Origin of the sequence: Streptomyces sp. NPDC048258 (assembly GCF_043201995.1) — a bacterium.
Taxonomy (GTDB): domain Bacteria; phylum Actinomycetota; class Actinomycetes; order Streptomycetales; family Streptomycetaceae; genus Streptomyces.
Genome location: NZ_JBICZH010000001.1, coordinates 84208 through 110859 on the forward strand (window position 1 = coordinate 84208; position 26652 = coordinate 110859).

The window sequence follows — 26652 nt, forward strand, 5'->3', positions numbered from 1 at the left end:
TCCCTGGAAGGAAGGTCCCAGATGGCCACGACACTGCCGGTGCCGATCGAGTTCAGCCTGCCGGAGGGCTGGATCCCGGCTCCGCCGGACGAGGTCGGCGCCCCGGGTGTGGCCTTCATCGCGCTGCATCCGCGGCCGGACGCCGGGTTCACGGCCAACATCACCATCGAGGGCGAGTACCGGCCGGACGCGGAGACGCTGGAGGGCATGGCCGATGACGCGGTGGAGCACGTGCGCGAGGTCGCGGAGTCCGTGGTGGTGGCCCACCGCCGCGAGGTCGGCTCCGAAGGCGGGCCGGGCCTCACCCAGCGGCTGACGTTCTCGGCGGTCGTGGGCGGTGTGCGTCGCGACCTCGTCCAGTCGCACGTCTACCTGTCCATGCTGGACGTCCACGATCCGCACAAGCGTGCGGTGATCAAGATGGTCCTGACCGCCACCGCCGCACAGCACGACAGCGTCCTGGGAGACTTCCAGGAATTCCTGCGCACGGTCCGCCCGGACACCGGGGCGGCCTAGTGCGTCACACCGACAGGGGAGACCGATGGGCATCTTCGACAAGCTGACCGGCACCAAGCACCCCGACAGCGGGGTCGCACCGCGTTCCGCCGAGGACGTCCGGGCCGCGCTGTTCGCGGTCAACGGTCCGGACGTGGCGTACGTCGTGCGCAACGCCGCCCCCTCCGAGCGCGCCGACCTGGTCGCGGAGTGGCGGATCACGGAGCCCGCCTGGAACACCTTCTTCGTCCGCACCCAGCTGACCCGCAGCCTCCGGATCAAGATGCGCCTGGTCCCGGAGAACAACGAGGTGCGTGCCCTCGACGAGCAGCTGGACGTCACCTGGGTCGGGGGCACGCCCCGGGTGGCGATCTCGGCCGAGCAGTCCCGCGGGCAGGTGAAGACGGTCTCCCGGCGCTCGACGATCGAGCGGGGGGAGGACGGCCGCCTGCACAAGACGGAGATCTTCCACTTCGACACGGCGCAGCTGAAGGACCCGCTGCGGGAGGCCGTCCTCGGCGCCGGATGGACCTGGCGCGGAGCGGTGTTCAAGCTGTGAGCGGCCTCTGGGACAGATGGACCGGCACCAAGTACCCGTACAACGGGGTCAGATCGCTGCCCGCCATGGAGGTCCGGGACGCGCTGCTCGCACTGAACGGGCCGCACCTGCGGTTCGTCGTGCGCGACGGCACCCCGAAAGAGCGTGCCGATCTGGTGGCGGACTGCCGGGTCAAGGAGCTGGACCTGACCCTCAAGATCCGTATGCGCCTGATCGCGGCGAAGCGCGAGGTGCGCGCCCTCGACGAGCGGTGGGAGCCGTCGCACGAATCCGGTAGGCAGTACTCCCGCGGGCCCGGGTTCATGGTGTACAAGCGGTGGGAGTTCAAGAAGGGGCCCGACGGCCGTCGGCACAAGGTCGAGACGTTGCGCTTCGACACACGGGATGTGAAGAATCCCCTGCGCGACGCGGTCCTCGCCGCCGGATGGACCTGGCGCGGAGTGATGTACAGGCTCTGACCGGCCCGCCGGGTCCTCCAGGGCGGGCCGGTCAGAGGCACGGACCTAGTCGAACCAGCGGTCGCGCGCCAGTTCCGCCGTGCGGGACGGGTCCTCCAGGAGGGCCGCCACCTCGAAGCGCCGGGGCCACTGGCCCGCCGACCAGGCCAGGCCCGCCGCGACGCCCTCCAGCGTGGAGGCGTGCAGGGTGCCGTCCGGGGTGCGGCGCCAGTCCAGTTCGGTGCCGCCCGCGATCAGCTCCTCGTGCTCGACGTAGGTGTACGGGGTCGAGGGGCCCAGCAGGATCCGGACCGACTCGGGGACCTCGTGCTCCTCGCCCGGTGTGGTCACCTCCGCGGGGACCGTCTCCGAGAGGCGCCGGACCTGGAGGAGGTCCGCCAGGTCGGCCGCCCGGGACGGGGAGACCGGGAGGAGGGGCAGACCCGCGGTCAGCGGCAGCAGGTCCGGGGCGTCGGCGATGACCGCGTCCGCCGCGTCCACCACGCGGACCTCGCCGTCCACCACCGCGCGCAGCTCGTCCGGCAGGGTGACCTGCTCGGGGTCCAGGTCCCCCAGCGCGTTGTAGAGGCCGTGCAGCTGGCGGTCCGTCACCTCGCGGTCCGGGTCGGCGAGGCGGCCCAGGAGCTCGGCCGCGCCGCCCGGCTCGTCCAGCAGGGCCGCCACCGTGGTCCGTACGCCCAGGGCCCGCAGCACCTGCTCGTCCTCGAAGCCCGTCGCGTCCGCCGGGGTGTAGAGGCCCTCCAGCAGCGGATCGCCGCCCGCCGCGCGCAGGCCCGCCGGTCGGCGGCCGTCGAGCACCGGGTGGTCGCGCAGCCACCAGGCGGTGTACGGGCGCACGGACTGCGTGGTGCCGTCCGGGAGGAGGATGCGCACCGGCTGGGTCAGGGCGTCCCGCAGCGGCGGCTGCGCCAGCATGGCCAGGGCCTGGGGCCAGCAGTCGTCGTCGACCAGGTCGAGGTCGCGTACGGCGACGAGCTCGGTCGCCACCGGCGGCACCGGGGTGTCCGGCAGCTGGTCCAGTACGTCCTCGCACCACACGTCCACCGCGTCGAGCAGGCCCGCGTCGTCGGGCTCGGCGAAGTCCCCTTCGCGCGGCTCCAGTTCGTCCGGGTCCAGGACCACGTCGGTGGCGCGGACCAGCTGGAAGACGGCCAGCACCCCGCAGGCGGTGAGGGTGTCGGCGTCCCACCGGGAGGCCAGCTCGGCGTCGACGTACGGGACTTCGTCCTCGCGGATGACCGAGGCGAGCGGCGAGCCGGGCAGCAGCAGTTCGCCCGCCGGCGTCAGCTCCCCGTCCTCGTCCGGGAGGGCCAGCGCGCCCAGCCAGGGCTCGTCGCCCGGGCTCAGATCGGCGTCGCGGACCAGGCCCAGGACCACCTCGGCCAGCTCCTCCGGGTCCAGCGCGTCCTCGTCCCAGATCTCGCCCGCGTCCAGCGATCCGGCGACGGCCGCGCGGACCTGCGGGGTCGTCAGCACGGCGCGCGGCGTCGCGGGCAGGGCACCGAGCTTCTCCAGCAGCGGGTGCGCCGCGTCCGGGTGGGCCACCTTCAGCCCCAGCCGGGCCAGGTCCGCCGGGGTGTCCGCGTACGGGAGGAGCACGTGGCGCGGCCCGATCGTCGTACGGCCGTCGGCCAGCGGCACGGGCAGCCCGGACAGCCGGTCGGGGTCCACCCCGGCCAGGCTGTCGTAGAGCCGGTGCCACCAGTCGGGCGTCCGCTCGATGCCCGCGATCCGCTCGATGGCATCGCCCAGCGGGAGCCGGCCCACGCCCAGGGTGCGCAGCTCGGGACGGCGCTCCAGGCCGGCCGGGAGCAGGGTCGGCAGGACCTCGGCGAGGACCCGTACGGTGTCGGCGCCCGCCCCCTCCACGACCTCGGCCTCGAAGGGGCGCAGGGCGTTGCGTTCCTCCGCGTGCTCGGGCGGCGCGGCCGGGGCGAGGAAGGCCGTACGGGGCAGTCGCCGCAGGACGGCCGCGCGCAGGGCGCCGTCGAGCTCGCCCTTGCCGAGCGGGCCGGGCACCAGGTCCACGAGGGCGGTGGTCACCGGGTCCCAGGCGCCGAGGAGTTCGGCGTACGCGTCGGCCGCCCGCTCCACCAGGAAGTCGGTCAGCGGCCCCGGCGCGGGATGCCGGCGGGTGGTGTCCAGCGGCAGGGTCGCGATGAGCAGCGCCGGGATGCCGAGCGGTTCGTCGGTCGGGGTAGGGGCGTGCACCACGGGCGCGGTGGCGGGGCGCAGCGGGGCGCCGTCGGTGTCGACGGGCACCGCCCAGGACACCGTCCAGAAGGGCCGCAGCCGCTCCTCCACGGGCCGGTCGGCGAGCAGGGCCCGCTCGATGGGGCCGCCGTGGCGGATGGTGCGCCAGCGGTTCGTCCCCGACCGGGAGTCCTCGATGACGGTGTACGCGCCCTCGTCACGGCGGTACAGGGTGCGGGCGGGGCCGGCCGGGGTTTCCACGACGATCTCGCGCAGCCCCGGCAGGGTGAGGAGGAGGGCGTCGTCGATGCCGGTGAGGAGCCGCTCCACCAGGTCCTCGGCGGCGGCGTCGCGCAGCGGGAGGACCACCACGGTGTCGTAGCCCTCGGGCGCGGTGCCCTCGGCGGGCAGCGGGAGCCGCAGCAGCGGGACGTGGCCGTCGCGGCGGCGCAGCTCGTCACCGAGGCCGGGGCTGCCGACGGCGGCTTCGCGGGCCAGCTCGCGGGCCTCGGCCAGGGACCAGCGGACACCGCCGTGGCGGCCGAGCACCGCGGGTTCGTCGGAGACGGCGAGGACGGCCGCGAAGCCGACGCCGAAGCGGCCGACGGTGTCGCCGGAGCCGGAGCCGGAGCCGGAGCCGGAGCCGGAGCCGGAGCCGGTTCCGGATTCGCGCTTGGCGGAGGCGCGCAGGGTGCTCAGCGACTCTACGCCCGTGGCGTCGAGCGGGGCGCCGGTGTTGGCTACGGCCAGCACCGCGTGCCCGCCCCCGCCCGAGTGCAGGGTGAGCCGCAGCCGGCCCGGCACCTGGGCCCGGGCCGCGGCGTCGGCGGCGTTCTGCGCCAGCTCGACGACGAGCCGGTCGCGGTAGCCGCCGAGGGCCAGGTCCTCCTCGGCGTTGGCGTCCTCGCGGAACCGGGCCGGTCCCGCGCCCCAGGAGTCGAGCACCCCGCGCCGCAGCCGGGCCGTGCCGAAGGGGTCCACACCGTTCTGGGCCGCCGTCACTCGCACGCTCACGCCGCTGCCTCCAAGAATTGCCGTACCCGAACCTCCTGAAGGTAGCGCGTACGGGGCTGCCGCTTCCGCGTGAGGTGGGCGAACACGGCGTACGCGCTGCGCCCCGCGCCACGGGAACGCGGAAGCCCCCGGTGACACGAGGTCACCGGGGGCTCCGCGGTCGGTCCCTAGAGCTTCTCGATCACGTAGTCGACGCACGCGGTCAGCGCCTGCACGTCCGCCGGGTCGATCGCCGGGAACATCGCGATACGGAGCTGGTTGCGGCCGAGCTTGCGGTACGGCTCGGTGTCCACGATCCCGTTGGCGCGCAGCACCTTGGCGACGGCCGCCGCGTCGATGTCGTCCGAGAAGTCGATCGTGCCGATGACGGCGGAGCGCTTGTCGGCGTCCACGACGAACGGGGTCGCGTACTTCGACGCCTCGGCCCAGCCGTACAGGTTGCGCGCGCTGGCCGCCGTACGCCCGGTCGTGAACTCCAGACCGCCCTGGCCGTTCATCCACTCCAGCTGCTCGTTCAGCAGGAAGAGGGTCGACAGCGCCGGGGTGTTGTACGTCTGGTTCTTCAGCGAGTTGTCGATCGCCGTCGGCAGCGAGAAGAACTCCGGGATGTGCCGGCCGGAGGCGTGCACGCGCTGCGCGCGCTCCAGGGCGGCCGGGGAGAACGCGGCCAGCCACAGGCCGCCGTCCGAGGCGAAGGACTTCTGCGGGGCGAAGTAGTAGACGTCGGTCTCGGTGATGTCCACCGGCAGGCCGCCGGCACCCGAGGTCGCGTCCACCAGGACGAGGGACCCGGCGTCGGCGCCCGCGACGCGCTTGACCGGCGCGGCGACACCCGTCGAGGTCTCGTTGTGGGTGTACGCGTACACGTCCACGCCCGCCTCGGCGACCGGCTCGGGATGCGTGCCCGGCTCGGAGGAGATCACGGACGGCGCGTCCAGCCACGGCGCGAGCTTCGCGGCCTTGGCGAACTTGGAGGAGAACTCGCCGAAGGTCAGGTGCTGGGACTTCTGCTCGATCAGCCCGTGGGTCGCGATGTCCCAGAAGGCGGTGGAGCCGCCGTTGCCCAGGATCACCTCGTAGCCCTCGGGGAGGGAGAAGAGGTCCCGGAGCCCCTGGCGCACCGAGCCGACCAGGTTCTTGACCGGGGCCTGGCGGTGCGAGGTTCCGAGCAGGGAGGTTCCGGTGGCGGCGAGGGCGTCCAGCGCCTCGGTCCGCACCTTGGAGGGGCCCGCGCCGAAGCGTCCGTCGGCGGGCTTGATGTCAGCGGGAATCTGGATCTCAGCCACGAGCGGAGCGTATCGGGTCCCGGTCCGCGCTTCTCAGGCGCGTCCACCCGATGAGACGCACGGGCCCGGTGGGAGGGTGAGGACGTGACGTCTCCCGGGGAACTCGAACGGACTTTGCGGGCGCGGCTGCGCGGGGAGGTGGACTTCGGGGTCGCGGCGCGGGCGCTGGTGACCATGGACGCCTCCAACTACCGGCGCGTCCCGGTGGGCGTGGTCAGCCCGCGCGATGCCGAGGACGTGGCGGCCGCCCTGCGCGTGTGCGCCGACGCCGGGGTCCCGGTCGTCCCGCGCGGCGGCGGGACGTCCATCGCCGGCCAGGCGACGGGGCTCGGGGTGGTGCTCGACCTCACCCGGCACATGAACGCCCTGGTGTCGGTCGACCCGGCCGCGCGCACCGCCGTGGTCCAGCCCGGGCTGGTGCTCGACCGGCTGCGGGACGCGGTGCGCCCGTACGGGCTGACCTTCGGGCCGGACCCCTCCACGCACTCCCGCTGCACCCTCGGCGGCATGATCGGCAACAACGCGTGCGGCGCCCACTCGGTCGCCTGGGGAACCACCGCGGACAACGTGGCCGAGCTGGCCGTGACGGCGTACGGGGGCTCCTCGTACCGGATCGGGACCGGCTGGGCGGGGGCGCCGGCCGGGCTGCGGGAGCTGGTCGACGGGAACCTGGCGGTGCTCCGGACGGGGATGGCGGGCGGCTTCTCGCGTCGGATCTCCGGCTACGGCGGGCTGGACGCCCTGCTGCCCGAGCGGGGCGTGGAGCTGGCCCGGGCGTTCTGCGGGAGCGAGGGCACGCTCGGAGTGGTGACCGAGGCCGTGGTGCGCCTGGTGGAAGCGCCGCGCGCGCCGGCGCTCGCGGTGCTCGGGTACGCGGACGAGAGCGCGGCGGCGGACGCGGCGGCGGGGTTGCTCCCGTACCGCCCGCTGACGGTGGAGGGCATGGCGGAAGACCTGGTCAGGGGTGTGGGCGGGCTGCCGCGGGGCGGGGCGTGGCTGTTCGTGGAGATGGCGGACGAGGGCGGCGCGCGCTCGCTCGTACGGGGCGCCGACGCGCTCGACGCGGTGGTGGTCGCGGACCCGGCGGGGCAGCGGGCCCTGTGGCGGATCCGGGAGGACGCGGCGGGCACGGCGACGCGGCTGCCGGGAGGGGAGATGGCCTGGCCGGGGTGGGAGGACTGCGCGGTGCCGCCGGCCCGGCTGGGGGCGTACCTGCGGGAGTTCCGCGCCCTGCTGGCGCGGCACGGGCTGCGCGGGTCCCCGTACGGGCACTTCGGGGAGGGCTGTGTCCACGTACGGATCGACTTCGACCTGGCGTCGGCGGGTGGCGTGGCCCGCTTCCGGGCCTTCTCGTCCGAGCTGGCGGATCTGGTCGTCGCCCACGGGGGCTCGTTGTCGGGGGAGCACGGGGACGGGCAGGCGCGGGCGGAGCTGCTGCCGAAGATGTACGGTCCGTCGGTCATCGACCTCTTCGGCGCGTACAAGGACGTGTGGGACCCGGCGGGCGGGATGAACCCGGGGATGCTGGTCCGGCCGGCGAGGCTCGACGAGAACCTCCGCTTCGCCGTGCTGCCGGAGACCTCCTTCGCCGGTGAGGTCGCCCGGTGCGTCGGCGTCGCGAAATGCCGTTCCGTGGACGTCGGCGGGCCGGGGGTGATGTGCCCGTCGTACCGGGCCACGGGGGAGGAGCGGCACTCCACGCGGGGCCGGGCCCGGCTGCTGCACGAGATGCTCGCCGGGGAGGTCGTGGAGGACGGCTGGCGCTCGGCGGAGGTCGCCGAGGCGCTCGACCTGTGCCTGGGCTGCAAGGGGTGCCTCAGCGACTGCCCGGTGGGCGTGGACATGGCCTCGTACAAGTCGGAGTTCCTGCACCGCCACTGGGCGGGCCGCATCCGCCCGCTCGCCCACTACACACTGGGCGGCCTGCCCGACTGGCTCCACCTGATCGCCCGCCTCCGCGCGCCGGGAGCGGCCAACGCGCTGGCCCGCCTGCTCCCGGTCCCGGGGCTGACCCGCGAACGGGCGCTGCCGCCGGTATCCGGCGAACCGTTCACCCGCTGGTGGCGCACCCGGCCTGCCCCTGCTTCCGGGAAGGGGCGGGGGTCTGGGGGCGGAGCCCCCAGTTTCGGGAAGGGGCGGGGTGGGGAAGGCCGCCCGCAGGGCCCGCCCACCGTCACGCTCTGGCCGGACACGTTCACGGAGCACCTGACCCCGCAGGTCGGCCACGCGGCGGTACGCGTCCTGGAGGCCGCCGGCCTGGAGGTATCCGTCCCCGCGGGCAGAGTGTGCTGCGGCCTCACCTACCTCTCCACCGGCCGTCTCGACCGCGCCCGCAAGGTCCTCCACCGCACCCTGGACACCATCGGCGAGGTCCACGCCCCCGTCCTCGTCCTGGAACCCAGCTGCGCCGCGGCCCTCCGCTCCGATCTGCCCGCCCTGCTCCCCGACGACCCCCGGGCCCGGCGGCTGGCGGCAGCCGTCCGTACCTTCGCCGAGACCCTGGAGGAGTACGCTCCGGACTGGCGGCCGCCCCGTCTCGACCGGCCGGTGGCCGGCCAGACCCACTGCCACCAGCACGCGGTCCTCGGCGACGCCGCCGACCGGCGGCTGCGCGAGCGCGCCGGCCTGGTGGGCGAGCTCAGCGGCGGCTGCTGCGGCCTGGCCGGGAACTTCGGCTTCGAGCCGGGCCACCACGAGGTGTCGGTGGCGTGTGCCGAGGAGCAGCTCCTTCCGTCCCTGCGCGCGGCCCCGCGGGACGCCCTCGTGCAGGCCGACGGGTTCTCCTGCCGCACCCAGATCGCCCAGCTGGGCGGGGTCCGGGCCCGCCACCTGGCAGAGATCCTGGCGGAGGGGCTGTAAGGCAAGACACGCAGCAGCACTCCTTACGACCCACTAATCTGGATAAATGCCCGCACCTTCGTCCTCGTCCCCGGCCACGACAGCCGCCTCGGCACCCGCCTCGGCACCCGCCACCGCGGCAGACACCGCCCCGCCGTCCGCCAAGGGCGCCCTCTTCGGGCCCGTCGCGCTGGTGATCTCGGCGGGGATCTCGGTGCAGTTCGGCGCCGCCCTCGCGGTCATGATCATGCCGAGGGCCGGGGCGGCGGGCGTGGTCACCCTGCGCCTCGCGGCCGCCGCGGTCGTGCTGCTGCTCCTGTGCCGCCCCAAGGTCCGCGGCTACGTCCGCGCCGACTGGGGCACGGTGGTCGCCTTCGGCGTGGCCATGGCGGGCATGAACGGCCTCTTCTACCAGGCCATCGACCGGATCCCGCTCGGCCCGGCCGTCACCCTGGAGGTGCTGGGGCCGCTCGCCCTCTCCGTCGTCGTCTCCCGGCGCCTGGTGAACCTGCTGTGGGCGGGCCTGGCCCTGGCCGGTGTCGTCCTGCTGTCCAGCCACGGCGGGGGCGGCTTCGGCGGTCTCGACCTCCTGGGGGCGGCCTTCGCGCTCGGGGCGGGCGCGATGTGGGCGGCGTACATCGTGTTCAGCGCGCGTACGGGCCGCCGCTTCCCGCAGGCGGACGGCCTGGCCCTGGCGATGGCGGTGGCCGCGGTGCTCTCGCTGCCGCTGGGCATCGTCGAGGCCGGCTCCGACCTGCTGGTCCCGGGCACCCTCGCGCTGGGTGTCGGTGTGGCCGTACTGTCCTCCGTCCTCCCGTACACCTTGGAACTGCTGGCCCTGCGGCGGCTCCCGGCGTCGACCTTCGCGATCCTGATGAGCCTGGAGCCGGCCATCGCGGCCACTGCGGGCTTCCTCGTCCTGAACCAGGCCATGTCCGTCCTGGACGCCCTGGCCATCGCGCTGGTGATCGCGGCCAGCATGGGCGCGGTCCGCTCCCAGACCCGCAAGCGGACCCGCGAGCAGTCCCGCGAGCAGTCCCGGAAACAGCCCCGGAAGCAGGCCGCCTGATGGACGCCGTCACGTACCTGGCCGGAGTCCCGGAGGCCCGCCGCCCGGCCCTGACCCGGCTGCGCGAGCTGTGCCTGGCGGAACTGCCGGGCTTCGAGGAGGTCATCGCCTACGGGATGCCCGCGTACGTACGGCCCGGCGAGCCGGCCGGGGAGGTCGCCTGGGCGAACCAGAAGCAGTACATCTCCTTCTACCTGCTGCGTACGGACGTCCGCGACGCCTTCGCGGACCGCCTGGCCGGCCACGACATGGGCAAGGGCTGCCTGCGCTTCCGCCACATGGACCGGATCGACTTCGACCTCCTGCGCGACCTCCTCCGCGCGACGGCCCGGGCCGCACCGGGCAAGGTCTGCTGACGGGGGCGGTCGACGCGGGGCTACTCGCGAGTCGTCTCTTCGGCGACCCACGAGAGGTAGGCCGCCGAGCCGGTGGTGACGGGGAGCACGATCCACTCCGGCACGTCATAGGCGTGTTCGGCACCGACCCATTCGGTCAGGGCGGGCAGCCGGTCGCGGGTCGTCCTGTAGGAGACGCGCCACTCCGTGGCGGTCTCCACGGTTCCCTTCCACCGGTAGACGGCCGTGACGGGCGGGTCGATGTGCGCGCAGGCCGCCAGCCGCAGCTCCACGGCACCCCGGGCCAGCTCCCCCGCCTTGAGCTCGTCGTCGATGGTCGTCTGCGCGATCACGATCTCGGTCCCGGTCCTGGTCCCGGTCCTGGTCCCGGTCGTCATGGTGGCCCTCCCGCGTCGGTGCATCCGGCCCTGCGGCCCTCCGACCCTAACCGCGGTCGGCGTAGCGGGAGGTCATCGCCGTCAGGGTGGTCCTGATGCGAGCGCGCAGTGCGGGCGGGGAGAGGACCTCCGCCTCCGCGGCCAGGGCCAGGAACTGGGCCTCCGCGTGGTCCGCCGACTCGATCGGGAGGACCGCCCGGGTCCAGCCCGGCAGGTCCGGATCCGGCTCGCCGGTGGCTGCCAGGGCACGGGCCTGGGCGCCGGTCAGCCGTGCCGCGCCCCGCGCGGAGACGCGTACCAGCGCTTCCTCCGGGTGGAGCCGGGCGTGGAAGTCGGCCTGGGCCCGCCCCCAGTGCGACGCCAGGTCGAAGTCCTCCGGGAGGTCCGCGGCATCCGGCGTCTCCCGGACCGACAGGATCTGGTCCACCCGGTAGGTGCGGGGAGTGCCCGGGCCCGCCACCAGGTACCAGCGCCCCGCCTTCAGGACCAGTCCGTACGGGGCGAGGACGCGGTCCACCTCCTGCGGCTCCTTCCACCGCCGGTAGCGCACCTCGATCACCCGCCCCCGCCACACCGCGTCGGCGACCTGCGCGAGGTACGGGGTCTCCTCGTGCTCCGCGTACCACCCCGGCGCGTCCAGGTGGAACCGCAGCCGCATCCGGTCCGCCTGCGCCCGCAACTCCGCGGGCAGCGCCGCCCGCAGCTTCAGCTGCGCCGCCGACAGGGCCCGGCCGAGGCCCAGTTCGGCGGCCGGCCCCGGCATCCCGGTCAGGAACAGGGCCTCCGCCTCGCCCGTGCTGAGCCCCGTCAGCCGGGTCCGGTAGCCGGCGAGCAACTGGTAGCCCCCGCTGTGCCCGGCGTCCCCGTACAGCGGGACGCCCGCCGCGGCCAGCGCCTCCGCGTCGCGGTAGACCGTGCGCACGGACACCTCCAGCTCGCGGGCGAGCTCGGCGGCGGTCATCCGCCCCCGGGTCTGGAGCAGGAGGAGGATCGACAGCAACCGGCTGGACTTCACTGACACATGATGTCAGGGGAGTGTTCCTACGGTTCTTCTCGGTCGACGGCGGTGACACCTGGCCGCACAACTGGACGAGGGACCTGCGCCGTCGTCCCTGAGGTCCGGCCGTACGCCCGCCCCGCCGGCCGCGGGGGACCGGCGGGGCGGGCGTACGCCGGACAGCCGGGCCGGCCGGGGCTAGCCGAGCGGCAGGTCCAGGTACGAGGGCGTCGCCTCCGGCGACGTGAACGCCAGCGTCGCGCGCGGCCGGTTGGCGTCCCCGTAGAAGGGGTCGCGGGCGTCGATCACCAGCATCAGCCGGTTGCCGCGCGGTACGTCGTACGCCGTGGCCTGGAGCTCGATGTCCGCGCTGATCAGGCTGTCGGGCGCCGAGTCGAGGTCGGAGTACGGGGCGTGCGTGACGATGTGGGCCGAGCCGTCGGGCGCCATGTCGAGGAGGTACGCGACGAAGGTGGACCCGGGGTTGGCCGCCCGGTAGGTGACGCGCAGTTTCGGCGTGCCCCGCAGCCGGGTGGTTTCCGGGGCCGGGGCCGCGGCCCACACCGCGGCGACGGAACGGTCGATGTCGCCCGTCGGGTAGACCTTCGGGCGGCCGGCCATCTCGGCGTAGCCGGCCGTGACGACCGCGTCGGCGACGGTCGCCGGGGTGTCCACCCCGCACAGCACGGTCGCCGTCCAGCCGGCCTCAGGCTCCTCCGCGAGTTCCCCGCCGCCCGCCAGGTGCAGCCGGTGTATGTGCTCGGTGAGGGAGGGCCAGGTCGGGCGGGGTTCGAGGGTCTTGCTCCACATGACCTCGCTGAGCACCTGGCCCTCGGCGGCGATGCCGTTGTCGATGCCCTTGAGGTGGTGGTCGAACCAGCGGTGGGCGTCCGTCCAGATCCGGTTGGGCAGGCCGAACATGCCGGACGACTCGGGGCCGGAGTGGTCGCCGATGGACAGGACCAGGCGCTTGGGGCCGGTCAGCTCGTTGAACATCTTCAGGGTCTGGTTGGGCGGGAAGAGCGTCTCGTGCCAGGCGTGCGCGTAGAAGACCGGCACCTCCCGCCGGTTGAGCTCCTTGACGTGCGTGAAGGGCGAGCGCGGCTCCGCCCAGGCCAGGGTGCCCTGGACGTCGCGGTCGGCGAGGACGTTGTCGAAGACGCTCTGCGTCTGCGGGCTCAGCCGCGCTTTCTCGGCCGCCTTGAGCAGGGCCCGTACGGCTTCGACGTGGCGCGTGGAGTTCTCGTAGAACGCCTCCCCGAGATCGCCCCAGCTGCTGAGCGCGACCACCGCGTCGACCCGGGTGTCGTGCGCGGCGACCAGCTGGCTGATGCCCGATCCGTACGAGTCCCCGAGGAAGCCGATCCCCGTCACCGGGCCGGCGGTGCGCTCGACGAGGTGGTCCAGGGCGCGGCTGCCGTCGGCGACGTCGAGCGGGCCGGCCACCTCCACCTGGCCCTCGGAGGCGGCGAAGCCGCGGGTCGTGTAGGCGAGGACGTTGTAGCCGCGGGCCGCGAAGAGGGTGGCCTGGACGGCGTACACGAGCCAGCCCAGGCTGCTCCAGGGCGAGGGCATCACGATCAGCGGGCGTGGCTGGACCCCGGTGTGGCGCCAGAGCGCGGCGTCGAGCAGGTCCCCGTCGGCGCCGGTCACCTTGCCGCGGCTGAAGACGGCGACGGAGCGGAGTCCGGCGACCTCGGCGGCGCGGGCGGGGGCGAGGCCGGTGACGTCGCCGCTCTCCAGGGCGGCGACGAAGGCGCCGAGGGCGGTCGCGTCGAGTTCGGGGTAGAGGGAGAAGGGGGTTCGGGCGGCTTGAGTCACGTCGGTTCATCCTCTTCGTCGTCGTCTGCGTCGAGTGCGTCGAGTGACATGAACGTGCTGCTGCGTTCGCCCGGGGCCCTGAGCGGAACGTCCAGTATCGACGGGACATCCGGTGACGTTTCGCGAGTTTCCGGCTTACGGCCTGAATCGCCCCCTGCGTGCCCGGTGGCGGGGTGCAGCGGGACCAGCACGCTCCGTGGTGGGCGCCAACTTCCGTTTGCCTGGGCCGGGTTGGCGTCGGTGGCGGGAACGTGCCGCCCTCCGGCCAAATCATGCAAGCATGCTTGATTGTTTTCTCGGAGGCTGCCAGTCTTCCCCTCACGCCGAGAGGGGAGCACGCCGTGCCCGATCCGTCCGCCGTCGATGCCACCGCCCATGCCACTGCCGCCACCGCCGCGGTCTGCGCGGACCTGCGCGAGGAAGGCCGCGAACTGGACGCCCTGGTCGAGGAGCTGCCGGTCCTCGACTGGGCCCGGCCCACCCCCGCGCCCGGCTGGAGCGTCGCCCACCAGATCGCCCACCTGCACTGGACCGACCGGGCCGCGCTGCTCTCCCTCACCGACGCCGACGGCTTCGGCCGCATGGTCGAGGAGGCCCTCAAGGCCCCCGACTCCTTCGTCGACGAAGGCGCGGAGGAGGGCGCGGCGCTGCCGCCCTCCGAACTGCTCGCCCGCTGGCGCTCCGCGCGCACCGCCCTCGACGAGGCCCTCGCCTCGGCCTCGCCCGACACCCGCTTCCCCTGGTACGGGCCGCCGATGAAGGCCGCGTCCATGGCCAGCGCCCGGCTGATGGAGACCTGGGCGCACGGCCAGGACGTCGCCGACGCGCTCGGCGTACGCCGCACCCCGACCACCCGGCTTCGGCACGTGGCCCGGATCGGCGTACGGGCCCGCGACTACGCCTTCGCCGTACGCGGACTGCCCGCGCCCGCCGAGGAGTTCCGGGTGGAGCTGACGGCCCCCGACGGCCCGGACGCGTGGACGTACGGTCCGCCGGACGCCCCGCAGCGGATCACCGGCCCGGCGCTCGACTTCTGCCTCCTGGTGACCCAGCGGGCCCACCGCGCCGACCTCACCCTGACCGCGACGGGCCCCGACGCGGACCGCTGGCTCGACATCGCCCAGGCCTTCGCGGGCCCGGCGGGCCCCGGCCGCGCGCCGGGAGCCTCGCGGTGACCCGCCGCCCGCTGCCCCGCCCGCTGCGCATCGGCAACGCGTCCGGCTTCTACGGGGACCGCTTCGACGCCCTGCGCGAGATGCTGACCGGCGGCGAGCTGGACGTGGTCACCGGGGACTACCTGGCCGAGCTGACCATGCTGATCCTGGGCCGCGACCGCCTGAAGAACCCGGACCTCGGCTATGCCAAGACCTTCCTGCGGCAGCTGGAGGAGGGGCTCGGGCTCGCGCACGAGCGGGGCGTACGGATCGTCGCGAACGCGGGCGGCCTGAACCCGGCCGGACTGGCCGAGGCCGTACGGGCGCTGGCGGCCAAGGCAGGTGTTCCCGTCACCGTCGCGCACGTCGAGGGCGACGACCTGATGCCGTACTCCGACGGCGCGCTGACCGCCAACGCCTACCTCGGCGGCGCCGGGATCACGGCGTGCCTGCGGGCGGGCGCGGACGTGGTGGTGACCGGCCGGGTCACGGACGCGGCGCTGGTCAGCGGCCCGGCGGCCTGGTGGTTCGACTGGGCGCCGGACGACCACGACCGGCTGGCGGGGGCGGTGGTCGCGGGCCACGTCCTGGAGTGCGGCACGCAGGCCACCGGCGGGAACTACTCCTTCTTCACCGCCCACGACGTCCGCCGCCCGGGCTTCCCCCTCGCGGAGATCTCCGAGGACGGCTCCTCGGTGATCACCAAGCACCCGGGCACGGGCGGGGCCGTCACCACGGGGACGGTCACGGCCCAACTCCTCTACGAGACCCAGGGCGTCCGCTACCTCGGCCCGGACGTGACGGCCCGCCTGGACACGGTCCGGTTGTCCGAGGAGGGTCCCGACCGCGTCCGTGTCTCGGGTGTGCGCGGCGAGGCTCCCCCGCCCTCCCTCAAGGTGGGCGTCACCCGCATCGGCGGCTGGCGCAACGAGGTGGTCTTCGTCCTGACCGGCCTGGACATCGAGGCGAAGGCGGAGCTCGTCCGCGCCCAGCTCTCCGGGGCCCTGGAGGGCGTGGCCGACGCCGCCTGGACGCTGTCCCGCACGGACCACGAGGACGCCCCGACGGAGGAGACGGCCAGTGCCCTCCTGCGCCTGGTGGTCCGCGACCCGTCCCCGGACCGGGTGGGCCGCGGCCTGACCTCGGCGGCCGTCGAACTCGCCCTGGGCAGCTACCCGGGCTTCCACGTCACCGCCCCACCGGGCCCGGCCCAGCCGTACGGGGTCTTCACCTCGGCCCTCGTCCCGGCGGATTCGGTCCCCCACGTGGCGGTCCTTCCGGACGGCACCCGCCTGCCGATGGGCTGCAACGCAGCCCCGCCGGCGTTTGAGGCGCGGGGGTCCGGGGGCGGAGCCCCCGCCGGGTCCGGGGCGGAGCCCCGGGAACGGGGTCTCGGGGCGGAGCCCCGAGTTTCGGGAAGGGGCGGGGTGGGGGAGAGCCCCGCAGGGCCCACCACCCGCGCCCCCCTAGGGGCAGTGGCCGGGGCCCGCAGCGGAGACAAGGGCGGCGACGCCAACATCGGCGTGTGGGTCGAGTCCGACGCCGCATGGGACTGGCTGCACCGCACCCTCACGGCGGAGACCCTCCAGGCCCTGCTCCCCGAGACCGCAGGTCTCCCCGTCACCCGCCACGAACTCCCCAACCTCCGCGCCCTGAACTTCACCGTCACCGGCATCCTCGGCGACGGCGTCGCCTCCGGCCACCGCTTCGACCCCCAGGCCAAGGCCCTCGGTGAATGGCTCCGCGCCCGCCACCTCGACATCCCGTCCCACCTGCTGCCCACACCCGCCCCGGAGGGGACCGGCCCATGACCCGCCTCGGCACCACCGTCGACCCCCACGCCCCCGAGCACGCGCAGGCCCGTACGGCCGCCCTCGAACGCCTCGCCGCACTGGACGCCGAGCACGTCAAGGCCCTCGCCGGCGGCGGCGAGAAGTACACGGCCCGCCACAAGACCCGTGGCAAGCTGCTGGCCCGCGAACGCGTCGAGCTGCTCCTCGACCCCGACACCCCGTTCCTGGAGCTGTCCCCGCTCGCCGCCTGGGGCAGCGACTACCCGGTCGGCGCCTCCATGGTCACCGGCATCGGCACGGTCGAGGGCGTCGAGTGCCTGGTCACCGCCAACGACCCGACCGTCCGCGGCGGTGCCAGCAACCCCTGGACCCTGAAGAAGGCGCTGCGGGCCAACGAGATCGCCCGGCAGAACCGCCTTCCCTGCATCAGCCTCGTGGAGTCCGGCGGCGCCGACCTGCCCTCCCAGAAGGAGATCTTCATCCCGGGCGGCGCGATCTTCCGCGACCTCACCCGGCTCTCCGCCGAGGGGATCCCGACCGTCGCCGTCGTGTTCGGCAACTCCACCGCCGGAGGCGCGTACATCCCCGGCATGTCCGACCACACCATCATGATCAAGGACCGCTCCAAGGTGTTCCTCGGCGGCCCGCCGCTGGTCAAGATGGCCACGGGCGAGGAGAGCGACGACGAGTCCCTCGGCGGAGCCGACATGCACGCCCGCACCTCCGGCCTCGCCGACTACTACGCCCTCGACGAGCACGACGCGATCCGCCAGGCCCGCCGCGTCGTCGCCCGCCTCAACCACCGCAAGCCGCACGCGGACCCGCCGGAGGCCGACGAGCCCCTGTACGACCCGGAAGAACTCCTCGGGATCGTCCCGCCCGACCTCAAGACGCCCTTCGACCCCCGCGAGGTCATCGCCCGCATCGTCGACGCCTCCGACTTCGACGAGTTCAAGCCCCTCTACGGCACCAGCCTCGTCACCGGCTGGGCCACCCTCCACGGCTACCCGGTCGGCGTCCTCGCCAACGCCCAGGGCGTGCTGTTCAGCGCCGAGTCACAGAAGGCCGCCCAGTTCATCCAGCTCGCCAACCAGCGCGACATCCCGCTGCTCTTCCTCCACAACACCACCGGCTACATGGTCGGCAAGGAGTACGAGCAGGGCGGCATCATCAAGCACGGCTCGATGATGATCAACGCGGTCGCCAACTCCCGCGTCCCCCACCTCTCCGTCCTGATCGGCGCGAGCTACGGCGCCGGCCACTACGGCATGTGCGGCCGCGCCTACGAGCCCCGCTTCCTCTTCGCCTGGCCCAGCGCCAAATCCGCGGTCATGGGACCCCAGCAGCTCGCCGGAGTGCTCTCCATCGTGTCGAGACAGTCCGCCGCCGCGAAGGGACAGCCGTACGACGAGGAGGCGGACGCCGGGATGCGCGCCTTCGTCGAGGCGCAGATCGAGTCCGAGTCCCTGCCCATGTTCCTGTCCGGACGGCTCTACGACGACGGGGTCATCGACCCGCGCGACACCCGCACCGTCCTCGGCCTGTGCCTGTCGGCCGTCCACAACGCCCCCGTCGAGGGCGCCCGCGGCGGCTTCGGCGTCTTCCGGATGTGAGCCCGCACATGACTCAGTTGATCACCTCCCTCCTCGTGGCCAACCGCGGCGAGATCGCCGTCCGCGTCTTCCGCACCGCCCGCGCCCTGGGCCTGGCCACCGTCGCCGTCCACTCCGACCCGGACGCCGATGCCCTGCACGTCCGCACCGCCGACGCGGCCGTACGACTCCCCGGTGCGGTCCCCGCCGACACCTACCTGCGCGGCGACCTGATCATCAAGGCCGCCCTCGCCGCCGGGGCCGACGCCGTCCACCCCGGCTACGGCTTCCTCTCCGAGAACGCCGGCTTCGCCCGCGAGGTCCGGGCCGCCGGGCTGACCTGGATCGGCCCGCCGCCCGAGGCCATCGAGGCCATGGCCTCCAAAACCCGGGCCAAGGAACTGATGCGCGCCGCCGGTGTGCCGCTCCTCGAACCCGTCGACCCGGCCACCGCGACCCCCGCCGACCTGCCGCTCCTCCTGAAGGCCGCGGCCGGGGGAGGCGGCCGCGGGATGCGCGTGGTCCGCGATCTCGACGCCCTCAAGGAGGAACTGGAGGCCGCCCGCGCCGAGGCCCGCTCCGCCTTCGGCGACGGCGAGGTCTTCGCCGAGCCCTACGTGGAGCGCGGCCGCCACGTCGAGGTGCAGATCCTCGCCGACGCCCACGGCACCGTCTGGGCGCTGGGCACCCGCGACTGCTCCCTCCAGCGGCGCCACCAGAAGGTCATCGAGGAGGCTCCCGCGCCGGGCCTGCCGGACCGCCTGCGCGAGAGTCTCCACGAGGCCGCCGTCGCCGCCGCCCGCGCCGTCTCCTACCAGGGCGCGGGCACCGTCGAGTTCCTCGTCACCGCCGACGGGCGCCCGTACTTCCTGGAGATGAACACCCGGCTCCAGGTCGAACACCCCGTCACCGAAGCCGTCTTCGGCCTCGACCTCGTCGCCCTCCAACTGCGCGTCGCCGAGGGTACGGCCCTGCCCCTGACACCCCCGCCACCCACCGGCCACGCCGTGGAGGCCCGCCTCTACGCCGAGGACCCCGCCCAGGACTGGCGCCCCAAGACCGGCGTCCTGCACACCCTCGCCGTCCCCGGCGAGGTCCGCGTGGACAGCGGCTTCGCCGACGGAGACACCGTCGGCATCCACTACGACCCCATGCTCGCCAAGGTCGTCGCCCACGCCCCGACCCGCGCCGAGGCCGTACGCGCCCTCGCCCACGCCCTCGCCGGAGCCCGCATCCACGGGCTCACCACCAACCGCGAGCTCCTCGTACGGTCCCTGCGGCACCCGGAGTTCACCGCCGGGCAGCTCGACACCGGCTTCTACGAACGCCACCTCGCGGCACTCACCGAGGCCGCTCCGGACGCCACCCTGTCCGCCCTGGCCGCAGCCCTCGCCGAAGCCGCCCCGGGCCCCGGCGCCCGGCTCGCCACCCGCCTGGGCGGCTGGCGCAACGTCCGTTCCCAGCCTCAGACGCGCCGCTACTCGGCGGCCGGCACCGCGGCCACCGAGTACACGGTCCGCTACCACCCTGTGGACCACCCGGGAGTCCGCGTCCTGGCCACGAGCCCCACCCTCGTCACGCTCGAAGTCGAGGGAATCCGCCGCATGTTCCACGTGAAACAAAATTCGAACAAGGGTGAGATCTACGTCGACTCGGCGCTCGACGGATCCCACACCCTCACCCCCGTCCCCCGGTTCGCCGACCCCCAGGACCGCACCGAACCGGGCTCCCTGCTCGCCCCCATGCCCGGCACCGTCGTCCGCGTCGCCGAGGGCCTCGCCCCCGGCAGCCCCGTCACCGCCGGGCAGCCCCTGCTCTGGCTGGAGGCCATGAAGATGGAGCACCGCATCCTCGCGCCCGCCTCCGGCACGCTCACCGCGCTCCACGCCGCCACCGGCCGACAGGTCGAGTTCGGCGCCCTGCTCGCCGTAGTCCAGGAGGAACCGCAAGCATGAGCTCCGTCATAGAAACCCACGAACACAAGGCCCTGCGCACGGCGGTCGCCGCCCTCGGCCAGAAGTACGGCCGCGAGTACCTCGCCCGCCTCGCCCGCGAGGGCGGCCACCCCGACGAGCTGTGGGCCGACGCCGCCAAGCTCGGCTACCTCGGCGTCAACCTGCCCGAGGAGTACGGCGGCGGGGGCGGCGGCATCGCCGAACTGTCCATCGTCCTCGAAGAACTCGGCGCCGCGGGCTGCCCCCTGCTCATGATGGTCGTCTCACCCGCCATCTGCGGCACGGTCATCTCCCGCTTCGGCACCGAGGCCCAGAAGCGGGCCTGGCTCCCCGGCCTCGCCGACGGCAGCCGCACCATGGCCTTCGGCATCACCGAACCCGACGCCGGCTCCAACTCCCACCGGATCACCACCACGGCCCGCCGTGACGGCGACGACTGGATCCTCACCGGCCGCAAGGTCTTCATCTCCGGCGTCGACATCGCCGACGCCACCCTCATCGTCGGCCGCACCGAAGACGCCCGTACCGGCCGCCTCAAGCCGTGCCTGTTCATCGTCCCCAGGGACACCGCCGGCTTCGCCCACGTGCCGATCGACATGGAACTCCAGGCGGCGGAAAAGCAGTTCGAACTGACACTGGACGAGGTACGGCTCCCGGCCGACGCCCTGGTCGGCGACGAGGACGCGGGCCTGCTCCAGCTCTTCGCCGGGCTCAACCCCGAACGCATCATGACCGCCGCCTTCGCCATCGGCATGGGCCGCTACGCCCTCGCCAAGGCCGTCGACTACGCCAAGACCCGCCAGGTCTGGAAGGACCCCATCGGCGCCCACCAGGCCGTGGCGCACCCCCTCGCGGCGGCCCACATCGAGCTGGAACTGGCCCGCCTGATGATGCAGAAGGCCGCCCATCTCTACGACGCGGGCGACGACATGGGTGCGGGCGAGGCCGCGAACATGGCCAAGTACGCGGCCGCCGAGGCCTGCGTGCGGGCGGTGGACCAGTCCGTCCACACCCTCGGCGGCAACGGCCTCACCCGCGAATACGGTCTGGCCTCGCTGATCACCGCCGCCCGAGTGGCCCGCATCGCCCCGGTCAGCCGCGAGATGATCCTCAACTTCATCTCCCACCAAACCCTGGGCCTCCCCAAGTCCTACTAGGACCGGGTTGCCGCCGCGCGCGGGCGCTGCCCAGCCCCCGCGCCTCAATCGCCGGCGGGGCTCAAAGACCTGGGGCTCCGCCCCAGACCCTCCCCCAGACCCCGTCCGGGGGGACCCCCACGCCTCAATCGCCGGCGGGGCTCAAAGATCTGGGGCTCCGCCCCAGACCCCGCGCCTCAATCGCCGGCGGGGCTGGGTTCGGCTTCGCCGCACCGGCACATCCGAGCCCGCCCCCGCGAAGCCCCCGCCAGGGCAACGGCTTCGGCGCAGCCGAGGCCCGACCCCGCGAAGCCTCCGGCAGGGACACGGCTGAGGCCCGACCCCGCCGAGCCTCCGGCAGGGACACGGCCGAGGCCCGACCCCGCCGAGCCCCCGGCAGGGGTACCGCATACCCTCCCCCCGGGAGACCCGCCCCGCACACCCCGCTCCGGAGGAGACATGGCCCATCCGTACACCCGCTCCGGAGGAACCGTGCGCGCCGCGCTAGCGGCCGGCGTCGCCACCCTCACCCTGGACTCCCCGGCCAACCGCAACGCGCTCTCCGCAGCCCTCGTCGGAGACCTCCGCGCCGCCCTCGCCTCCGCCGCCGCGGACCCGGCGGTCCGCGCCCTCGTCCTCACCCACACCGGCACCACCTTCTGCGCCGGCGCCGACCTCAAGTCCCCCTCCGCACCGGCCGACTTCCTGGCCCTGCTCCGCGAGATCGCCGAACTGCCCAAGCCGGTCGTCGCCCGCGTCACCGGCCACGTCCGGGCCGGCGGCCTCGGCCTGCTCGGCGTCTGCGACATCGCCGCCGCCGGACCGCAGTCCTCGTACGCCTTCACCGAGACCCACCTCGGCCTCGCCCCCGCCGTGATCTCCATGCCGCTGCTCCCGCGCCTCGACCCGCGCGCGGCCGCCCGCTACTTCCTGACCGCCGAGCGCTTCGACGCCGCCGAAGCCACCCGGATCGGCCTGCTCACCCTGCACGCCGACGATGTCGACGAGGCCCTGGAACCCGTCCTCGCCGGCCTGCGCAAGGCCTCCCCGCAGGGCCTGGCCGCCACCAAGGCCCTGACGTCCGCTGCCGTACGCGAGGTCCTGGACCGCGACGGCGCCCGCCTGACGGAGCTGTCGGCAGAACTCTTCGCCTCCGCCGAGGCCCGCGAGGGCATCACCGCCCGCTTCGAGCGCCGGGACCCGTCATGGTCGCTGTGACCAGCCCGAAGCAGGGCCCCGCGCACGGGCCCAAGCAGGCCCGCAGCCGTGTCACCCGCCGCCACCTCCTGGAGGCCGCCGTCTCCTGCCTGGCCGAACACGGCTGGGCCGGCTCCACCGTCTCCGTCGTCGCCGAACGCGCCGGCGTCTCCCGCGGCGCGGCCCAGCACCACTTCCCGACCCGCGAGGACCTCTTCACCGCGGCCGTCGAGTACGTCTCCGAGGAACGGTCCACCGCCCTGCGGGACCTCTTCCACGCCGGCCCCGCCGCCCGCGCCTCCGTGGTGGAGGCGCTCGTGGACCTGTACACCGGCACCCTCTTCCGGGCCGCCCTCCAGCTGTGGGTCGCGGCCTCCAACGAGGAGCAGCTGCGCCCCAGGGTCACCGAACTGGAGGCCCGCGTCGGCCGCGAGACCCACCGCATCGCCGTCGAACTGCTGGGCGCCGACGAGTCCGTCCCCGGCGTGCGCGAGACCGTGCAGGGCCTCCTCGACATGGCCCGCGGACTCGGCCTGGCCAATGTCCTCACCGACGACACGGCCCGCCGCGCCCGCGTGGTCGCCCAGTGGGCCCGCATCCTGGACGCGGCCCTGGGCTGAACGCGGGCACGCGAAGGGCGCCGCACCCCGACACGAGCGGGGATGCGACGCCCTGGAAGCGCGGCGATCAGGCCGTCTCGGCGATGTCGGCGTACCCCACGATGTCGCGGGGGTCCCGCCGCCCCGGCCCGATGTAGCGGGCCGACGGACGCACCAGGCGGCCGGTGCGCTTCTGCTCCAGGATGTGCGCCGACCAGCCGGCGGTACGGGCGCAGCTGAACATCGAGGTGAACATGTGCGCCGGGACCTCCGCGAAGTCCAGCATGATCGCGGCCCAGAACTCCACGTTGGTGGCCAGCACCCGGTCGGGACGACGCGCGTGCAGCTCCTCCAGCGCGGCCTTCTCCAGCGCGGCGGCCACCTCGTAGCGCGGTGCGTCCAGCTCCTTGGCCGTACGCCGCAGCACGCGCGCACGCGGGTCCTCGGCCCGGTAGACGCGGTGCCCGAAGCCCATCAGCCGCTCGCCCTTGTCCAGGGCCTTCTTCACGTACGCCACGGCGTCGCCGGTGCGCTCGATCTCCTCGATCATGCCGAGGACCCGGGACGGGGCCCCGCCGTGCAGCGGCCCGGACATCGCGCCGACGGCGCCGGACAGGGCGGCAGCCACGTCCGCACCGGTCGAGGCGATCACCCGCGCGGTGAACGTGGAGGCGTTCATGCCGTGCTCGGCTGCCGAGGTCCAGTACGCGTCGACGGCCTTGACGTGCTTGGGGTCCGGCTCGCCCCGCCAACGGATCATGAACCGCTCGACGACGGACTCGGCCTTGTCGATCTCGCGCTGCGGCACCATCGGCAGGCCCTGGCCGCGGGCGGACTGGGCGACGTACGAGAGCGCCATGACGGCCGCCCGCGCGAGATCGTCGCGCGCGGTGCGCTCGTCGATGTCCAGGAGCGGTTTCAGACCCCACACGGGGGCGAGCATGGCGAGCGCCGACTGCACGTCGACGCGGATGTCACCGGAGTGGACCGGGATGGGGAAGGGCTCGGCGGCGGGCAGGCCGGGGTTGAAGGCACCGTCGACCAGCAGACCCCACACGTTCCCGAAGGAGACGTGACCGACGAGGTCCTCGATGTCGACCCCGCGGTAGCGGAGCGCACCGCCTTCCTTATCCGGTTCGGCGATCTCCGTCTCGAACGCGACGACCCCTTCGAGCCCGGGTACGAAGTCGGACATCAGGCGGCTCCTCAGATAGTGCGAACACGCGCGGCTCCCGGCGTGATTCGCGGTCCGGCGCGGTCATCCCCGTTGATGCCCGGCACGGCCGATGGTCATCCGTGCGGGGACCCTCGGACCGGCCCCAAGATTTTGTCCGTTCCGGATGGACTGCGGAAGCGTGACATACGGCACACCGCCGACGGTCCCGCTGCGGCAGGATGGCCCGCGTGACCCACCAGGACCTTGACCCCGCCATCATGCGCAAGCAGTACCGCTCGGAGATCGTGGAGGAGGACAGCCTCGCGGAGGACCCGATGCGGCAGTTCGACCGGTGGTTCCAGCAGGCCGCCGCCTCGCACCTCTTCGAACCCAACGCCATGATCGTCTCCACGGCGACCCCCGACGGCCGCCCCAGCTCCCGTACGGTGCTGCTCAAGCAGTTCGACGAGCGGGGCTTCGTCTTCTTCACCAATTATGCGTCGCGCAAGGGCCGTGAACTCGACGCGAACCCGCACATCGCCCTGCTGTTCCCGTGGCACCCCATCTCCCGCCAGGTCGCCGTCACCGGCACGGCGGCCCGGATCGGCCGCGACGAGACGGCGGCGTACTTCCGCTCCCGCCCGCACGGCTCGCAGCTGGGAGCCTGGGCGAGCGAGCAGTCCAGCGTGATCGGCTCCCGCGCGGAACTGGACCGCCGCTACGCCGAGCTCGCCGCCCGCTACCCGGAGGGCGAGCAGGTCCCGGTTCCCCCGGAGTGGGGCGGCATCCGGGTCACCCCCGACGAGGTGGAGTTCTGGCAGGGCCACGAGAACCGCCTCCACGACCGCCTGCGGTACGTCCGGGAGGGCGCGGACCCCGGCAAGTGGCGCGTCGAGCGCCTCTGCCCGTAGGTCCGCAGGCCGTAGGTCTGGAGACCCCGGAGACCCCGGAGACCCGCAGGTCCGTCAGCCTCTGAACGCAGACGACCCGCGGGCTCGGGTCTCTCCCCTGCAGTGGGAGAAGCCGGCCGGACGTACCGGCGAGCCCGCGGGTCGGGTGACTGCTGTGGATTGGCGCCTGGCGTTCCCGCCGGGCACCGCACTGGGTGCGTGCGACGACGGGCGCTTAGCCCGCAGCCACCTCACGCGTCCGGATTTCATACATTTCCGGGATCACCTCCTTTCAGTGTGTGACCACTCTAAGCAGGACTGGGCTGCCTGCTCAATCGAATTTCCGGGGTGAATCCATACGCGTATCCATCGGCGCGCTGGACCAGCCGGAGATTCCGGTGAGAAACGTCGAAACGGCTGGTCAGAGTGGTGATGCGGTGCTGGCCGTTCGCCCGGACCGCGATCCGTCCCACCCACTCACCAGCCCATTTCCCCCGCGGTACCACGGCTCGCACGAGGTCTCCGGTGGCGTACCCGTGGTGCGTCTTGTTCCGAGGGCGCCGCAGGCGCGGGAAGCCGAAGCGGTCCGGGGTGGTTCTGGCGTACGAGCCGCGTCCTGTCGAGGTCACGACCAGCACCTGTGCGGGTACTCGCGGCCGGGAGTCCGTGAGCCGTTTCGTCCCTGCTCCCGGGGGTGTCTGCTCTCACGGATTCCAGAGCAGGCTGCTGAGGAAGCACAGCCTGGTGGGTCGGCTCTCCTGCGGGGAACGCAGTCATCGAAGCACCTCGTCTGATCCGCGGATCGTGATGACTGGGGCTGGCCGCTCCAGGAGGGAGCGAGCGGCCTCCCTTCTCGTGTTCCGGCGAAGCTGTCGACCGCCAAGCCGCCGATCGTGCGAACAGCCCGCGTCTCACTCGGACGTGTTCCCGTGACCGTGCAGAACCATCGACAACTGGCCTGTCTCTCGCGGGAGTTCATCCCTACACTGGGCGCCCTTGACCCAGGGGGGTGGGCACATGAGCGCACGGGCGCTGCCGCGCGACTATCGGATCAAGCCCGGCCGGACGGCCGTCGTGTTCGGGGTCATGGGGGTCGGGTCTCTCGCGGCCCTGACGCCCGTGTGGACCGACGAGACCATCCCCGGCTGGGTGAAGTTGCTGGTCACCGGTGTGCTGCTGGCCTTCTTCGGGTGGCTGGTGATCGCCGCCCGGCGGTGTGCCACCTCCGTGGACCTCAAGGGCATCCGGGTGCGGACCATGGTCCGCACCCGCCGCCTCGCCTGGGAGGACGTCCAGGACATCCGCGCCGTGCCCAATCCGAGCGCCCACATGGCCGCGAACGCGCCGAAGGTCATCGCGTACGCCTACGGAGCCGACGGCAAGCGCGTGCAGTTGATGTACGTGGACGACATCCACGTGGCCGTCGACCGCGAGATCGAGGTCATCCGGGCCGCCTGGGCCGAGCTGCGCGGCGAGGGCTGGGAGCCGAGCGCGGAGGCGGAACGGCGGATCCGGCGGCGCGACCGGCGGGAGGCGCGCGCGTTCGGCGCGATGGCCTGGTTCTCCGGGCTGGTCCTCCTCGGCCTGATCGTGTTCCTGCTGTTCCTCTTCGCCGGCGGCTGATCCCCGCCGGTCGTGCGCGGCCGCCCCCCGGCCGCCCCCGCCCGAACCGGTTCATTCCGGTGTATTCGGAGGAACGGGGTGTGGGCTGCGTCAC

21 protein-coding genes are annotated in these 26652 nt (G+C 73.6%); 15 read left to right on the forward strand and 6 right to left on the reverse strand.

Annotated elements, in window-relative coordinates:
- Positions 1–21: 21 nt before the first annotated feature.
- The 3 genes from ACGFYQ_RS00450 to ACGFYQ_RS00460 are packed head-to-tail and all read left to right on the forward strand — an operon-like array spanning position 22 to position 1512.
- Complete coding sequence (locus ACGFYQ_RS00450; RefSeq protein WP_393738377.1) at positions 22–516, forward strand: hypothetical protein; 495 nt, start codon at positions 22–24, stop codon at positions 514–516.
- A 25-nt stretch (positions 517–541) separates the two neighbouring features.
- On the forward strand, positions 542–1054 hold the full coding sequence (locus ACGFYQ_RS00455) for a hypothetical protein (RefSeq protein WP_393738379.1): 513 nt from the start codon (positions 542–544) through the stop codon (positions 1052–1054).
- On the forward strand, positions 1051–1512 hold the full coding sequence (locus ACGFYQ_RS00460; protein ID WP_393738381.1) for a hypothetical protein: 462 nt from the start codon (positions 1051–1053) through the stop codon (positions 1510–1512). The genes ACGFYQ_RS00455 and ACGFYQ_RS00460 overlap by 4 nt, the downstream gene beginning before the upstream one ends.
- 45 nt (positions 1513–1557) lie before the next feature.
- Here the strand turns inward: ACGFYQ_RS00460 and ACGFYQ_RS00465 are convergent, their stop codons facing one another.
- Both ACGFYQ_RS00465 and serC read right to left on the reverse strand, forming a co-directional pair.
- Positions 1558–4713, reverse strand: coding sequence for a sacsin N-terminal ATP-binding-like domain-containing protein (locus ACGFYQ_RS00465; protein ID WP_393739666.1), 3156 nt, complete (start codon positions 4711–4713; stop codon positions 1558–1560).
- Between the two features lie 173 nt (positions 4714–4886).
- Positions 4887–6005: a phosphoserine transaminase gene (serC, locus tag ACGFYQ_RS00470; protein ID WP_393738383.1), complete on the reverse strand. Its 1119-nt coding sequence runs from the start codon at positions 6003–6005 to the stop codon at positions 4887–4889.
- A gap of 84 nt (positions 6006–6089) precedes the next feature.
- On the opposite strand from serC, the gene ACGFYQ_RS00475 reads away from it, so the two are divergent.
- The 3 genes from ACGFYQ_RS00475 to ACGFYQ_RS00485 are packed head-to-tail and all read left to right on the forward strand — an operon-like array spanning position 6090 to position 10268.
- On the forward strand, positions 6090–8864 hold the full coding sequence (locus ACGFYQ_RS00475) for an FAD-binding and (Fe-S)-binding domain-containing protein (RefSeq protein WP_393738385.1): 2775 nt from the start codon (positions 6090–6092) through the stop codon (positions 8862–8864).
- Positions 8865–8910: 46 nt separating this feature from the next.
- Entirely contained in the window at positions 8911–9912 is a 1002-nt protein-coding gene (locus tag ACGFYQ_RS00480) for a DMT family transporter (RefSeq protein ID WP_393738387.1), read from the forward strand.
- A complete protein-coding gene (locus ACGFYQ_RS00485) occupies positions 9912–10268 on the forward strand; it encodes an iron chaperone (protein ID WP_393738389.1) in 357 nt (118 codons plus the stop codon). The genes ACGFYQ_RS00480 and ACGFYQ_RS00485 overlap by 1 nt, the downstream gene beginning before the upstream one ends.
- Positions 10269–10288: 20 nt before the next feature.
- On the opposite strand, the gene cutA is transcribed toward ACGFYQ_RS00485, so the two are convergent.
- From cutA to ACGFYQ_RS00500, 3 genes are all read right to left on the reverse strand, one after another.
- Positions 10289–10645, reverse strand: coding sequence for a divalent-cation tolerance protein CutA (cutA, locus tag ACGFYQ_RS00490; protein WP_393738391.1), 357 nt, complete (start codon positions 10643–10645; stop codon positions 10289–10291).
- Between the two features lie 46 nt (positions 10646–10691).
- On the reverse strand, positions 10692–11660 hold the full coding sequence (locus ACGFYQ_RS00495) for a helix-turn-helix transcriptional regulator (RefSeq protein ID WP_393738393.1): 969 nt from the start codon (positions 11658–11660) through the stop codon (positions 10692–10694).
- A gap of 180 nt (positions 11661–11840) precedes the next feature.
- A complete protein-coding gene (locus ACGFYQ_RS00500; RefSeq protein WP_393738395.1) occupies positions 11841–13463 on the reverse strand; it encodes a CocE/NonD family hydrolase in 1623 nt (540 codons plus the stop codon).
- A gap of 341 nt (positions 13464–13804) precedes the next feature.
- Between ACGFYQ_RS00500 and ACGFYQ_RS00505 the strand changes: the two genes are divergently transcribed.
- The 7 genes from ACGFYQ_RS00505 to ACGFYQ_RS00535 all read left to right on the forward strand — a co-directional run bounded on the left by ACGFYQ_RS00505 (position 13805) and on the right by ACGFYQ_RS00535 (position 22910).
- Positions 13805–14638, forward strand: a complete 834-nt coding sequence (locus tag ACGFYQ_RS00505) for a TIGR03084 family metal-binding protein (protein WP_393738397.1) — start codon at positions 13805–13807, stop codon at positions 14636–14638.
- A gap of 11 nt (positions 14639–14649) precedes the next feature.
- A complete protein-coding gene (locus ACGFYQ_RS00510; RefSeq protein WP_393739668.1) occupies positions 14650–16428 on the forward strand; it encodes an acyclic terpene utilization AtuA family protein in 1779 nt (592 codons plus the stop codon).
- Complete coding sequence (locus tag ACGFYQ_RS00515) at positions 16425–18023, forward strand: acyl-CoA carboxylase subunit beta (protein ID WP_393738399.1); 1599 nt, start codon at positions 16425–16427, stop codon at positions 18021–18023. Before ACGFYQ_RS00510 ends, ACGFYQ_RS00515 begins: the two co-directional genes overlap by 4 nt.
- Before the next feature lie 8 nt (positions 18024–18031).
- Positions 18032–19957: an acetyl/propionyl/methylcrotonyl-CoA carboxylase subunit alpha gene (locus tag ACGFYQ_RS00520; protein WP_393738401.1), complete on the forward strand. Its 1926-nt coding sequence runs from the start codon at positions 18032–18034 to the stop codon at positions 19955–19957.
- Positions 19954–21114, forward strand: a complete 1161-nt coding sequence (locus ACGFYQ_RS00525; RefSeq protein WP_393738403.1) for an acyl-CoA dehydrogenase family protein — start codon at positions 19954–19956, stop codon at positions 21112–21114. Before ACGFYQ_RS00520 ends, ACGFYQ_RS00525 begins: the two co-directional genes overlap by 4 nt.
- Positions 21115–21552: 438 nt before the next feature.
- A complete protein-coding gene (locus tag ACGFYQ_RS00530) occupies positions 21553–22311 on the forward strand; it encodes an enoyl-CoA hydratase family protein (protein WP_393738405.1) in 759 nt (252 codons plus the stop codon).
- Entirely contained in the window at positions 22299–22910 is a 612-nt protein-coding gene (locus ACGFYQ_RS00535; protein WP_393738407.1) for a TetR/AcrR family transcriptional regulator, read from the forward strand. The genes ACGFYQ_RS00530 and ACGFYQ_RS00535 overlap by 13 nt, the downstream gene beginning before the upstream one ends.
- 67 nt (positions 22911–22977) lie before the next feature.
- On the opposite strand, the gene ACGFYQ_RS00540 is transcribed toward ACGFYQ_RS00535, so the two are convergent.
- Positions 22978–24084: a citrate synthase 2 gene (locus ACGFYQ_RS00540; protein WP_328926274.1), complete on the reverse strand. Its 1107-nt coding sequence runs from the start codon at positions 24082–24084 to the stop codon at positions 22978–22980.
- A 200-nt stretch (positions 24085–24284) separates the two neighbouring features.
- On the opposite strand from ACGFYQ_RS00540, the gene pdxH reads away from it, so the two are divergent.
- Both pdxH and ACGFYQ_RS00550 read left to right on the forward strand, forming a co-directional pair.
- Positions 24285–24956: a pyridoxamine 5'-phosphate oxidase gene (gene pdxH, locus ACGFYQ_RS00545; RefSeq protein WP_393738409.1), complete on the forward strand. Its 672-nt coding sequence runs from the start codon at positions 24285–24287 to the stop codon at positions 24954–24956.
- A gap of 996 nt (positions 24957–25952) precedes the next feature.
- Complete coding sequence (locus tag ACGFYQ_RS00550) at positions 25953–26558, forward strand: PH domain-containing protein (protein ID WP_393738411.1); 606 nt, start codon at positions 25953–25955, stop codon at positions 26556–26558.
- Positions 26559–26652 lie beyond the last annotated feature (94 nt).

What these genes read in the sequence shown, in the direction of transcription:
- ACGFYQ_RS00485 (WP_393738389.1), top strand. Translation starts at nt 9,912, where the DNA reads ATGGACGCCGTCACGTACCTGGCCGGAGTCCCGGAGGCCCGCCGCCCG.
- ACGFYQ_RS00535 (WP_393738407.1), top strand. Translation starts at nt 22,299, where the DNA reads ATGGTCGCTGTGACCAGCCCGAAGCAGGGCCCCGCGCACGGGCCCAAG.
- ACGFYQ_RS00550 (WP_393738411.1), top strand. Translation starts at nt 25,953, where the DNA reads ATGAGCGCACGGGCGCTGCCGCGCGACTATCGGATCAAGCCCGGCCGG.
- ACGFYQ_RS00525 (WP_393738403.1), top strand. Translation starts at nt 19,954, where the DNA reads ATGAGCTCCGTCATAGAAACCCACGAACACAAGGCCCTGCGCACGGCG.
- cutA (WP_393738391.1), bottom strand. Translation starts at nt 10,645, where the DNA reads ATGACGACCGGGACCAGGACCGGGACCAGGACCGGGACCGAGATCGTG.
- ACGFYQ_RS00540 (WP_328926274.1), bottom strand. Translation starts at nt 24,084, where the DNA reads ATGTCCGACTTCGTACCCGGGCTCGAAGGGGTCGTCGCGTTCGAGACG.
- ACGFYQ_RS00515 (WP_393738399.1), top strand. Translation starts at nt 16,425, where the DNA reads ATGACCCGCCTCGGCACCACCGTCGACCCCCACGCCCCCGAGCACGCG.
- pdxH (WP_393738409.1), top strand. Translation starts at nt 24,285, where the DNA reads ATGGCCCGCGTGACCCACCAGGACCTTGACCCCGCCATCATGCGCAAG.
- ACGFYQ_RS00480 (WP_393738387.1), top strand. Translation starts at nt 8,911, where the DNA reads ATGCCCGCACCTTCGTCCTCGTCCCCGGCCACGACAGCCGCCTCGGCA.
- ACGFYQ_RS00455 (WP_393738379.1), top strand. Translation starts at nt 542, where the DNA reads ATGGGCATCTTCGACAAGCTGACCGGCACCAAGCACCCCGACAGCGGG.
- ACGFYQ_RS00450 (WP_393738377.1), top strand. Translation starts at nt 22, where the DNA reads ATGGCCACGACACTGCCGGTGCCGATCGAGTTCAGCCTGCCGGAGGGC.
- ACGFYQ_RS00520 (WP_393738401.1), top strand. Translation starts at nt 18,032, where the DNA reads ATGACTCAGTTGATCACCTCCCTCCTCGTGGCCAACCGCGGCGAGATC.
- ACGFYQ_RS00530 (WP_393738405.1), top strand. Translation starts at nt 21,553, where the DNA reads ATGGCCCATCCGTACACCCGCTCCGGAGGAACCGTGCGCGCCGCGCTA.